Origin of the sequence: Parafilimonas sp., from assembly GCF_047606085.1 — a bacterium.
In the GTDB taxonomy this organism is placed as follows: domain Bacteria; phylum Bacteroidota; class Bacteroidia; order Chitinophagales; family Chitinophagaceae; genus Parafilimonas.
In genome coordinates this window covers 1-10,852 of the sequence record NZ_JASGEX010000017.1, presented here as the reverse complement: position 1 = coordinate 10,852, position 10,852 = coordinate 1, and the positions used below count along the sequence as shown (strand labels likewise).

13 protein-coding genes are annotated in these 10,852 nt (G+C 42.0%); 3 read left to right on the top strand and 10 right to left on the bottom strand.

What is annotated here, in order from left to right; translation table 11 throughout:
- Window positions 1-231: 231 nt before the first annotated feature.
- Complete coding sequence (locus tag QM629_RS01700; RefSeq protein ID WP_415156539.1) at window positions 232-783, bottom strand: YqgE/AlgH family protein; 552 nt, start codon at window positions 781-783, stop codon at window positions 232-234.
- Between the two features lie 122 nt (window positions 784-905).
- Here QM629_RS01700 and QM629_RS01695 point away from each other — a divergent pair, with 122 nt between their 5' ends.
- Complete coding sequence (locus tag QM629_RS01695; RefSeq protein WP_415156537.1) at window positions 906-2,249, top strand: sensor histidine kinase; 1,344 nt, start codon at window positions 906-908, stop codon at window positions 2,247-2,249.
- A 4-nt stretch (window positions 2,250-2,253) separates the two neighbouring features.
- Here the strand turns inward: QM629_RS01695 and QM629_RS01690 are convergent, their stop codons facing one another.
- The 3 genes from QM629_RS01690 to tsaB form a co-directional block, all read right to left on the bottom strand.
- Window positions 2,254-3,666: an MBL fold metallo-hydrolase gene (locus QM629_RS01690; RefSeq protein ID WP_415156536.1), complete on the bottom strand. Its 1,413-nt coding sequence runs from the start codon at window positions 3,664-3,666 to the stop codon at window positions 2,254-2,256.
- A gap of 50 nt (window positions 3,667-3,716) precedes the next feature.
- Complete coding sequence (locus tag QM629_RS01685; protein WP_415156535.1) at window positions 3,717-4,058, bottom strand: ArsR/SmtB family transcription factor; 342 nt, start codon at window positions 4,056-4,058, stop codon at window positions 3,717-3,719.
- 74 nt (window positions 4,059-4,132) lie between these two features.
- Complete coding sequence (gene tsaB / locus QM629_RS01680) at window positions 4,133-4,810, bottom strand: tRNA (adenosine(37)-N6)-threonylcarbamoyltransferase complex dimerization subunit type 1 TsaB (protein ID WP_415156534.1); 678 nt, start codon at window positions 4,808-4,810, stop codon at window positions 4,133-4,135.
- A 163-nt stretch (window positions 4,811-4,973) separates the two neighbouring features.
- Here tsaB and QM629_RS01675 point away from each other — a divergent pair, with 163 nt between their 5' ends.
- Window positions 4,974-5,360, top strand: a complete 387-nt coding sequence (locus QM629_RS01675; RefSeq protein ID WP_415156533.1) for a RidA family protein — start codon at window positions 4,974-4,976, stop codon at window positions 5,358-5,360.
- Here QM629_RS01675 and QM629_RS01670 read toward each other — a convergent pair.
- The 6 genes from QM629_RS01670 to QM629_RS01645 form a co-directional block, all read right to left on the bottom strand.
- Entirely contained in the window at window positions 5,355-6,293 is a 939-nt protein-coding gene (locus QM629_RS01670) for an aldose 1-epimerase (RefSeq protein WP_415156531.1), read from the bottom strand. The two genes, QM629_RS01675 and QM629_RS01670, sit on opposite strands and share 6 nt — an antisense overlap.
- Before the next feature lie 199 nt (window positions 6,294-6,492).
- Window positions 6,493-6,783, bottom strand: coding sequence for an isoamylase early set domain-containing protein (locus QM629_RS01665; protein WP_415156530.1), 291 nt, complete (start codon window positions 6,781-6,783; stop codon window positions 6,493-6,495).
- A 115-nt stretch (window positions 6,784-6,898) separates the two neighbouring features.
- Complete coding sequence (locus QM629_RS01660; RefSeq protein WP_415156529.1) at window positions 6,899-7,639, bottom strand: DUF1080 domain-containing protein; 741 nt, start codon at window positions 7,637-7,639, stop codon at window positions 6,899-6,901.
- 170 nt (window positions 7,640-7,809) lie between these two features.
- Window positions 7,810-8,511 (bottom strand): ribonuclease III, encoded by a 702-nt coding sequence (rnc, locus tag QM629_RS01655; RefSeq protein WP_415156528.1) that lies wholly within the window; start codon window positions 8,509-8,511, stop codon window positions 7,810-7,812.
- Window positions 8,512-8,522: 11 nt separating this feature from the next.
- Window positions 8,523-9,779, bottom strand: coding sequence for a beta-ketoacyl-ACP synthase II (gene fabF, locus QM629_RS01650; RefSeq protein WP_415156526.1), 1,257 nt, complete (start codon window positions 9,777-9,779; stop codon window positions 8,523-8,525).
- A gap of 81 nt (window positions 9,780-9,860) precedes the next feature.
- Window positions 9,861-10,097, bottom strand: a complete 237-nt coding sequence (locus QM629_RS01645) for an acyl carrier protein (RefSeq protein WP_415156524.1) — start codon at window positions 10,095-10,097, stop codon at window positions 9,861-9,863.
- Window positions 10,098-10,256: 159 nt separating this feature from the next.
- Between QM629_RS01645 and QM629_RS01640 the strand changes: the two genes are divergently transcribed.
- Entirely contained in the window at window positions 10,257-10,685 is a 429-nt protein-coding gene (locus tag QM629_RS01640) for a GNAT family N-acetyltransferase (protein WP_415156522.1), read from the top strand.
- Window positions 10,686-10,852 lie beyond the last annotated feature (167 nt).

Here is a 10,852-nt window from a genome sequence, read left to right as displayed (position 1 = left end):
CGTCGGGAGGATGACGTCCCGGTGGTTATGTTTTATGCTTGTCTTGCTTAATGTAAAGCCAGCAACAAAAATAGGTTTGCACTTTTATCAATGATTGCACATTTTTATCCAACGAGGAGTATAATATCTGCCTGTGGGAAACGGGCGCCGGAAAAAGCCCGAAGGGCTGGCAAGTAATCAGCCTTGCGTGAAACGCAATGCAAAATTTATCCGGTGGTAACGTTGGGCCTTCTAATTCAACTGGGGATCAATGGGATAGTTTATTAATTGTTCATAGCCGCCGCCCAATTGTTTCAGGGCTTTTTTCCAGGCTGCATGTACATCCGTATCAAAAACCAGTTCCGGGCTGCCGGAGGTTGCCAGCCAGGTTTTTCCATTCATTTCATTTTGCAGCTGCCCTTCTCCCCAGCCGCTGTAGCCAAGAAATAACCGTATATCGTTTGTGGACAGCTTTCCTTTTTGCAGCATTGCTACCAGTTCATCAAATTCGCCTCCCCAGAAAATATCACCAGCCACTTTTTCACTGCCATTGATCAAACCCGGGCAGCGATGCAGGAAATGAACGGTATCCTGCTGTACGGGGCCGCCGTAATAAACCGGAAAACTGCATCCTTCAAGGTCGTTAATCAGATCGCCTATTACATAATCAAGCCTGCGGTTAAGCACAAAGCCAAAACTGCCTTCCGCTTTGTGCTCGCATAAAAAAATGGTGGTGCGTAAAAAATTGGGGTCTTTTAAAAAAGGGTCAGCTATTAAAATTGTTCCTGGTGCTAATCTTTCCATAATTGAATGTAATTAAAACAGCTAAGCTTTTGCTTTCTGAAAAGGAAAATAATCAGTTAAATTGCTGATAAAGATAATCCGGTATTTTCAGAAGGCTATACTGCAAATTATCTTTGTTAGCAATGAAGCGGGTTTTTCCTATAATAATCGTACTGATTTCCTTATCCCTTATTGGCATAATCATCATTCAGATTAACTGGTTTAAAAACCAGCTGGTCATTCAGCAGGAACGGTTTAACGATAAAGTGGAGAAGGCCGGTACCGATGTGGCCGAAGACCTGAGCAAGAACATTGTGAGCGGGGGAATAAAGCTTGGCGCCAGAAGGCCAGGCTTTCAACTGCTGCCTAATGATTTGCCATTCAGCATTTCCCGCATGCCAACCATATCTGACCGATATACCATTGCCGATATACAGGATAAACTGGTGAAAGCCTTTGGTAAAGAGGGATTGGAGAATTTACACTTTGAATTTGCGGTTACCTCTAATTCCGCAGATTTTCTGATCGAGATGCAAAGCGAGCATTTTGATAAAGAATCAGCCGATTCTTTACATTTCAGGCAATATGTAATTCCCATCAATCCTGAAACAGGCCCAAGCCTGAATGGCCTGCTGCCGTTTGAACATCTTTTTATTGTGGTGCCCCATTTTAAAGTGCAGGTTTGGCAATCGCTTACCTGGATGATTGTTTTTTCTGCTTTATTTACTGTAATAATTATTGCCGCATTTTACATAACGGTAAAAACCATGCTTAGCCAGAAGAAGATGAGCGAAATAAAAAGTGATTTTATTAACAACATGACGCATGAGTTTAAAACGCCGCTGGCCACCATTTCGCTTGCCGTGGATGCTTTAAAAAACGAAAAAGTAATTAACGATAAAACCAAATGGCAGTATTTCAACAATATAATTAAGGATGAAAATAAAAGAATGAACAAGCATGTAGAAACCATACTGCAGGCAGCCTTAATGGAAAAGCAGGAGTTCAGGCTTAACCTTGTTCCGGTGCATATTCATGAAATACTGGCGCAGATTGCTGATAACTATCAATTGCAGCTGCAGGAGAAAAACGGCAGGATAGAATTGCTGCTGAATGCCGCCAACGATACAGTAACCGTAGATGAAGTGCATTTTACCAATATACTTTCCAACCTGGTTGACAATGCCATAAAATACTCTAAGGAAAACCTGCTGATTAAGCTGGTAACGCACAGAACGGCCAAACATTTTATTATACAGGTGCAGGATAACGGCATTGGCATGAGCAAGGAAACCGTGAAAAGGATATTTGAAAAATTTTACCGTGCTCATACGGGCAATCTGCATAACGTGAAAGGTTTTGGCCTGGGAATGAGTTATGTAAAAAGCGTTGCAGACGCCCATAAAGGAAAAATAAAGGTGGAAAGCACGTTAGGAAAAGGAAGCACTTTTACCATAGAGGTGCCGCTTAACCTGGGTGAAGAATAAACGGCTAATTCAAAATGCTTGTTTCCTTTTCTGTTTTAATTTTTTCTTCAAGCCTGATGGCATTCCAGCCGCCAAGCACATTGTAGAGATTATGAATGCCCTGCCTTTTTAATAAGGAGGCTGCTATAACGCTCCTGTAGCCGCCGGTGCAATGTACATACAGGTTCTGGTCATCTTCCATATCGGCCATGCTTGCCGGATCGGTAAGGTTGCCAAGGGGAATGTTAACCGCATTCTTTATATGCCCGTCAGCAAATTCTGTTTCCCTTCTTACATCTATCACCACCAGCTTTTCATCGAAAGGAATATCCATTGCCAGTTCACCGGCCTCTAGATTAATAACCATATCTATTTTTTCACCGGCTTTTTTCCAGGTTTCAAAACCGCCCCGGAGATAGCCGGCAAACCTGCTGAAGCCAACGCGGGCAAGCCGCACGGCACTTTCTTTTTCTTTGCCTTCTTCTGTAATTAACAGCAGTGTTTTATCGAAAGGCAAAAGGCTGCCGGCCCATTCTGCAAAACGCCCGTCCAGGCCAATAAATACCGATCCGGGCACAAAGCCTTCGGTAAATTGAGCCGCCGGCCGGGTATCGAGCAGTATTATATCGTCGTTATTCGTGACGCTTTTTACTTCGGTTACGCTTAGTGGTTTTAATGCTTTTTCAAGTACCGTATCCATGCTTTCATATCCTTCCCTGTTTATTTTGGCATTGATGGGAAAATATTGTGGCGGTGCGGTAAGGCCTTCCGTTACAGCTTTTATAAAATCTTCCCTGTTGCCGGCCTGCAAAGCATAATTGTTTTGTTTTTCATGGCCAATGGTGCTGCATGTTTGCGGGCCCAGGTTTTTTCCGCAACTGCTTCCGGCGCCATGGGCAGGGTATATAATTACCTCATCTGCCAGCGGCATAATTTTTTGCTGCAGGCTGTTGTACATAATGCCTGCCAGGTCTTCTGCCGTAAGGTTTTCCTCCTTTTGGGCAAGATCGGGACGGCCCACATCGCCTACAAACAGGGTATCGCCGGTAAAGATTGCGTAGTCTGTATGGTTTTCGTCTTTTAAAAGGTAGCAGGTGCTTTCCAGCGTATGACCGGGCGTATGCAATGCTTCTATGCTTATTTTGCCAAGCACAAACTTTTCTCCGTCTTTTGCTATATGAACGGGCAGAGTTGTTTTCGTATTCGGGCCGTAAATAACAGGAGCGCCGGTAGCCTTGCTTAAATCTATGTGGCCGCTTACAAAATCTGCGTGAAAATGTGTTTCGAAAATATATTTTATAACCGCATTCCGCTGCCTGGCCAGGGCAATATAATCTTCAATATCTCTTAACGGGTCTATTATGGCCGCTTCGCCTTCGCTTTCTATATAATATGCCGCTTCGCTCAGGCAACTTGTGTATAATTGTTCAATATACATAAGAATAGTTTGAGCAAAGGTACAACCACATTAAAACAATGTACTTAAGTTTAACTTACCAGTTGCTCAATGAAATGGTTTATTTCTTTCAGGCGTTTGTAATTAAGCGAATAAAAAATAAACTTTCCTTCCCGTTGGGTTATTACGATCCCGGCCCTGCGCAGTATGGCCAGGTGCTGGGATACAACTGATTGCTCAAGCCGGAGGTTGACATAAATCTCTGTAACGGTTATTTTCTGATGCTCATCAATCAGCTTAATCAATAGCTGCCTTAATTTATGGTTTAGAGCGCGTAAAATGATGGCTGCTTTTTTTAATCTCAGGAAATCCAGCCGCAGGTCTTCGCCCGTGGCTTTATCATTGATTATAAGAAATTGAGGTGTAACATTCATAAATAGGTTGTTTACAAATATTTATTACGATAATATGGATATATAAAAATTATGCCTGTTTCTGTATAAGTGCATTATTTTTTAAAATAAACAGGCTTAAGATAAAAAGGCTCGCTATAAGCCACGCTTGAAAATACCTGGTTTATACAGGCATTGTTAGCCAAAATTATCAAGGGTTTTGAAATGATAAGGGGGTTTACATAGATAATTTTCCTGTAATCTGTTATTTTTTCAAACTTATGGCTTCCATTTCCGCCCAGTACTAAAGAGCGCTCTTTTTTTATTTCTTCGCCAAGAAAATTTTCTCCTGCTATTTCAGACGAATATGGTTTTACCAGGGTAAGCGCTGAGTTATATAACGCTGTAAAAACTTCCTGGCGGCGGGCGTCAATCATAGGGCAATAGAGAATGTTTTCATCAGCTACCGTTGCCTGGAGTTTTAGCGCCAGCCCCATTACATCAAGCGTATTAAGCAAAATAAGCGGCTTTTGCAGCGCATAGCACAGCGCTTTGGCAGAAGATAAACCCACCCTTAACCCGGTATAACTGCCGGGGCCGTTCAGTACCGAAACCGCATCCACATCTGACAAGGGCATGCCTGCCTCTTCCAAAACTGATTTAATTGCGGGCTCTAAAAATGAAGCATGGCCTTTGGGAGAGGCATTTTGCAGTTCGTACAAAATATCTGTTCCAGAGCTTAGCATAACAGAAGCTGTGTCAAAAGCGGTATTAATATGGAGAATTAAAGCCAAAATGCGTAATTGAATTTATTGAGAATGTATGTTCCTGCTGCTTTCCTATTACAGGCCGGTTTTAATTTCAAAAAACAAAAATACTATGCAGGTAACGGAGATGCGGAAGAATATGTTTAATAAGATGTTCACAATTACATTTGCCTCAATTTAAAAGCATAATATGTCGAAACAAATTGTACAAACGGAAAAAGCGCCGGCGCCCATAGGGCCCTACAGCCAGGCGGTAAAGGCCGGCGGGTTTTTATTTGCAAGCGGCCAGATAGCTATAAACCCGGAGACAAACGAATTGGTAACAGGCAGCCTTGCCGAAGAAACCAGGCAGGTTTTAAAAAATATTGACGCCATTTTAAAGGAGGCCAACCTTAGTTTTCAGCATGTGGTTAAAACAAGTATTTTTTTAAGCGACATGAGCCTGTTTGCCGAAGTGAATGAACTGTATGCCGGCTGTTTTAATGGCGATTTCCCTGCCCGGGAAACGGTTGCTGTAAAAACTTTGCCTAAAAACGTTAATGTGGAAATAAGCATTACCGCCGTTATACAGTTATAATTTTACCGATGCCTTAAAATTTGTTTTAAAAGAAGCGCTTTCGCCCGGTTGTAGTATTTTCAATCCCATTTTATTGTTAAAGGCATCCGGTGCCGCGCTTAAGTTTTCTATGGCAATGCTGTTGCGGTGCGGTGGTATGTACAATTGCAGGTAAGGATATGATTTTTCAGGCAGAATGGTTAGTTCCAGCCCTGTGGCGCTGTTACGCAGGGTGCAGGCAGGCTTATCGTTGTCGTTTAGCAGGAAGCAGTTGTCGAGGGCGGTGGTTGCAATTAATTCCGGTTGCTGAAATTTATCGTAGGCCACAATTTTGCCTGTGGGGAGAAGCCCGCTGTTGAACTCAATCATTTTATTGCTGTTTATTTCCATCAGCAGATCATCTGCCTTGCAGCCGGGCGTGAAGTAAGGATGCCATCCATCGCAAACCGGCATGGCAATACCGGCATTATTTTGAATGATCGTTTCAACGGATAGGGTATTGTTGCTTTCCAACCTGTAAATAACAATGCAGGAATAGGCAAAAGGAAATCCTTCTCCTGCTTTGGCATAATCATATTGCAGCGTTGCAATAGCCGCATTGTGGGTGACGCCGGAATCTGTTACCGTAAAAACGGCATCAAACAGCAAACCATGAATAGCTTCATTGCCCAAACAAAATTTATTAATGGTATATTCCCGGTTATTAAAGCTGTATTGGCTGTTAGCCAGGCGACAAACAAAAGGGCTGAGCCTGGCGCTTTTAAAGCCATCTGTAATATGGGCCTGTGCATCGGCCGGCGAAGCAAAGCCATCAATTACATTAATTGAATTTACAGTAAAGCTGTTGAGCAAAGCGCCGAACGCATATATATCGGCGCTGGTTTTTTCTGCACTGTTCGTTAAGCGGATAATGGAGAACCCGCCATCCTTATTTATCTCAACCTGGAATGCCATTCTTTATGCTGTTTGTTTTAACCGGCGTAAAAATGCCAAAGTAACAACGCGGCAGCTTATCAGCAAAAAGATAAAGGGGGCGAAATGCAGAATTAGCAATACATCCAGCTTTTCGGGCAAATTTCCCTGGAATATTCCAAGGAAAACGCAAGGTGACGTATAAAATTTTGCGCAGGAGAAACGGCTTATTCCTTTTGGATTATATGTTTATTACGCTATTGCTGCCGCCAAAAATGTTCTGGTTTTCGCCATCGGCTTCAGGCTCATTTAGCCAAATGTAATCGTTTACGCGGTATTTAAATTCGTGGTAGCTGTTTTTAGGAAGCGTAACATCACAGGTAAAGCTGCCGTCTTTTTTCCTGCTCATTACAACCGAATTTTGCCAATCGCCATTCAAACCTAATATTTCAACCGTTTCTGCATTATCGAAACTTACCGTGAATTTTACTTTTGAGTAATCTTTTGTTTTGTAATAGGTTTTTTGTACCATGTTGAAATGTTTTTTTGATTTAGTGTTAATAATGCTGCAAAGAAAAAGTAACCCAAATTAAAATATGCATTTTATGCACGGCTGTTGATAAAAACCTTTGCCCGTTTAAATTTGATTACAGGCGTTTTATTTTAATATTCCTGAAGCAAATGCCGCTTGACTCCACATTGCTGTGCGATGACTGAAGCCCGATATGCCCGGTATCGGAAGCGCCGTAGCCGGGCGCATCTTTCCATTTGCCTGTTGTTTTTTCTTTTTTCCATTCATCGTTCCACAATGTATAAGACACCACTTCCCTGCCGTTTAGCCAATGTTCTACCTTCCCGTTTTTTACAATAATTTTTGTGGTATTCCATTCGCCGGGTTTATTCGCTGCCTTAATTGAAGGCGGCTGCATGGCATAATTGGCGCCGGTTTTTTGCCATTCTTCTATTTTTTCGGGAAAGCCGTCATCGTCTATCAACTGGTATTCAGGCCCGCTTAAAAAGGTTTGGTCATAGTCTTCCGTTACCAGGTATAAAATGCCGCTGTTGCCTTCGGGGGAAATTTTCCAGTCAATGCTAAGCTCAAAATTTTTGTACGTGCTGTCTGTTATCAGGTCGGCATTACCGCTGCCCGAAGTAAAACTGCAAAGCTTGCCATCATCTGCCTTCCAGCCTCCGGGCTTATTTTTAAAAGTTCGCCACCCATGTAAAGTTTTGCCGTCAAAAAGCAGTTGCCAGCCTTCGGCCTTTTCCTGCGGGGTTAGTTCATTATTGATCGCAGTATCTTTTTGTACAAAGCCGTTATTTGCTTTAAGCTGCGTAAAAAATAAACCTGAAAAAAAGTAAATGGCTATTAACCTGAATGTTTTCATGTTTAAACAGTATTGCGTAATTTAAATAATATAACAGAGATGACAGGGCTTAAAAATAGCGATATTTAATTTTCCTATACCATAAACCTGCATAAGATCTGTAAGCAAAAACTGCTGAAAACGGATTGCGAGCGAATCCCGGCTGCAAATCACATCGGTTATTTCGTGTTTTACAGCCCCAGCTTTTCTATTGCAGACTGGGCAGCCAGCTGGCTGGCATCTTTTTTATTATAGCCTTTTCCCTGGCAGAGAATATTGCCATCCAGCACTACCGCCATGGTAAAAACACGCCTGTTGCCCTCCAGTTTTTCATGTATGGTTTCAAATTCAAGCTTTTTGCCGTTTTTGCTTGCCCAGCCAATCAGTTTATTTTTAAGGTTGATGTCTATTTGTTCAAGGTCTTCAACAAAGATGTATGGCAGTATGATCTGGCGGATGATCCAGCGCTGGGCTTTTTTATAGCCTTTGTCTAAATACACGGCGCCCACAAGCGCTTCAAGCGTATTGCCAAAAATCTGGCTTCCTTTAAGAAAATTGTCGAATTTGTTATAAAAGGTAAGTCTTTTTACGCCCATTTTAAGCGCAATATCATTCAGTTGCTGCCTGTTTACCATTTTGCTTCTCATTTCTGTGAGAAAGCCTTCGCCTTTGTATGGATAACGTTTAAAGAGATAATCGGCAATAACAGCGCTTAAAACGGCATCGCCTAAAAACTCAAGCCGCTCGTTGTTTTCTTCAGCGCTTTCTTTAACGGATCGGTGGCTTAATGCTGTATAATACAATGAGTAATTACCGGGCTTTATGCCAAGCACGTTTTGAAGCTGCTTTTCAAAGCGGCTTTTTTTGCCTGATTTAAACAATCGTAGTATCAAATAGTGGTAGCTTACGGTACATATTCTTTAAAAACAACACAGGCATTGTGCCCGCCAAAGCCAAAATTATTACTCAAAGCAGCTTTTATTCTCCTGCTTTGCGGCTTGTTAAAGGTAAAATTTATATCAGCATCAAACTCGGGGTCATCCGTAAAATGATTTATGGTTGGCGGAACTATACCCTCGTTTATACTTTTAATGCAGGCAATGGCTTCAATAGCGCCGGCGGCGCCAAGACAATGGCCTGTCATAGATTTTGTGGAGCTGATATTAAGGTTTTTGATATTTTCTCCAAAAACCTGTTGTATGGCTTTTATTTCTGCAAGATCGCCCAATGGGGTAGAAGTGCCATGTGTATTGATGTAGTCAATTTCTGAAGGAGACATATCTGCATCATCCAGTGTGGACAGCATTACTTTCTTTGCTCCCAGTCCCTCCGGATGCGGCGCTGTAATATGATAGGCATCGGCAGATGCGCCCCCGCCGGCTAATTCTGCATATATTTTAGCGCCTCTTTTTAAGGCATGGTCCAGGCGTTCCAATACCAAAATGCCGGCGCCTTCGCCCATTACAAAGCCGTTCCGGTCTTTGTCGTAAGGCCGGCTTGCTGTTTTTGGATCGTCGTTTCTTTCGCTAAGCGCTTTCATGGAACTAAAACCGCCCAGAGCCGCCTCGCACACACCCATTTCCGAGCCGCCGCATAAAATAATGTCAGCCTTATTCAGCCGTAAATGGTACAAACCTTCAACCATTGCATTGTTGCTGGAAGCGCAGGCGCTTACTACCGCGAAATTCGGGCCCCGTAAATTGTAACGTATAGATATGTGGCCGGCGCCAATGTCACAAATTATTTTAGGAATAAAAAAAGGGGAGAACCTGGGCGTTCTGTCGTTTGTGCCATAATTAATACACTCTTCCTGGAAACTTAAAAAACCGCCAATACCGCTGCTAAAGATCACGCCAACACGGTCGGGATCATAATTTTCGGTTGTGAGGCCTGCATCAGCCATTGCCTCATCTGCGGCTGCAATGGCAAGCTGGGCGTAAGGGTCTAATTTGCGCGCTTCTTTTTTATCAATATAATTAAGCGGGTCAAAATTTTTAACCTGGCAGGCAAACTGTGTTTTAAATTTTGAAGTGTCAAATGTGGTAATAAAACCAGCGCCCGAAACACCGTTCATGAGCCCCTGCCAATATTCATTAACATTATTGCCAATTGAAGTTAAAGCACCCATCCCGGTTATTACAATCCTGTCGTATTTTGGCATTTTATGAGAAAGGTAAAACTAAAAATTCGCCTGTTATGCAACATACACAACAGGCGTAATTCAATTTAGTAACAAGTAAAATTATTTTGCGTGTTCGTCCAGGTAAGTTACTGCCTGGCCAACAGTCGTAATCGTTTCAGCCTGCTCATCAGGAATGGAAATATTGAATTCTTTTTCAAATTCCATAATTAATTCAACTGTATCAAGAGAGTCTGCACCAAGATCATTCGTAAATGAAGCTTCATTGGTTACTTCAGCTTCTTCAACGCCTAATTTATCTACTATAATCTTTTTAACTCTGGTAGCGATGTCTGACATTTTAAAAAGTTTTGTTACGCGGCAAAAATATAATTTTTACCTAAAAATAAATTTTTTCGATAATTTTTGTTTTAGTTTTATTTCAACATGTTTTGCAGCTATTTATGTGCAGGTGAAAAAAATAATTTTACGTAATTTTCTTTTTTTAAAACAAAACTTATGGCCATTAAAGTAATTGATCATGGTTCTGATGATTATAAACAAATGATCGCACTGAGGCAATTACTTTTGCGCAAACCGCTTGGGCTTAATTTCAGCGATGAAGAGCTGGCTGCTGAAGAAAGCGATATTTTAATAGGCTGTTTTGATGAAGACAAAATGGAAGGCTGCTGCCTTCTTACTGTAACTGCGCCGGGCATTTTGCGCCTGCGCCAGATGGCTGTTATATCCGGCTTGCAGGGCAAGGGCATGGGACGTGCTATTTTGCAGTTCGCTGAAAATATTGCGAGGGACAGGGGGTATAAAAAAATAACCATGCATGCCCGTAAAACAGCCACCGGTTTTTACGAAAAGCTGGGGTATAAAATTATGGGCAAAGAGTTTATCGAAATATCCATTCCGCACTACACGATGGAAAAAACATTATAGTTACTGAACCTTTACTAATACTGCTAAGCTTTGTAAATCTTCGCCTGCCATCGGAGAATTTAAACAAATAAACAACAGGGTTACCGGATCGGTGCTTTCACCAACCGGCGATAACAGGTATCTGGAAGGGATTGTTTCGGGCGACTCTTTATGGCTTTCTGGTTTTG

Coding starts and splice junctions, on each gene's coding strand:
- QM629_RS01640 (WP_415156522.1), top strand. CDS start 10,257: ATGGCCATTAAAGTAATTGATCATGGTTCTGATGATTATAAACAAATG.
- QM629_RS01690 (WP_415156536.1), bottom strand. CDS start 3,666: ATGTATATTGAACAATTATACACAAGTTGCCTGAGCGAAGCGGCATAT.
- QM629_RS01660 (WP_415156529.1), bottom strand. CDS start 7,639: ATGAAAACATTCAGGTTAATAGCCATTTACTTTTTTTCAGGTTTATTT.
- QM629_RS01665 (WP_415156530.1), bottom strand. CDS start 6,783: ATGGTACAAAAAACCTATTACAAAACAAAAGATTACTCAAAAGTAAAA.
- QM629_RS01645 (WP_415156524.1), bottom strand. CDS start 10,097: ATGTCAGACATCGCTACCAGAGTTAAAAAGATTATAGTAGATAAATTA.
- QM629_RS01700 (WP_415156539.1), bottom strand. CDS start 783: ATGGAAAGATTAGCACCAGGAACAATTTTAATAGCTGACCCTTTTTTA.
- QM629_RS01675 (WP_415156533.1), top strand. CDS start 4,974: ATGTCGAAACAAATTGTACAAACGGAAAAAGCGCCGGCGCCCATAGGG.
- QM629_RS01670 (WP_415156531.1), bottom strand. CDS start 6,293: ATGGCATTCCAGGTTGAGATAAATAAGGATGGCGGGTTCTCCATTATC.
- QM629_RS01695 (WP_415156537.1), top strand. CDS start 906: ATGAAGCGGGTTTTTCCTATAATAATCGTACTGATTTCCTTATCCCTT.
- fabF (WP_415156526.1), bottom strand. CDS start 9,779: ATGCCAAAATACGACAGGATTGTAATAACCGGGATGGGTGCTTTAACT.
- QM629_RS01685 (WP_415156535.1), bottom strand. CDS start 4,058: ATGAATGTTACACCTCAATTTCTTATAATCAATGATAAAGCCACGGGC.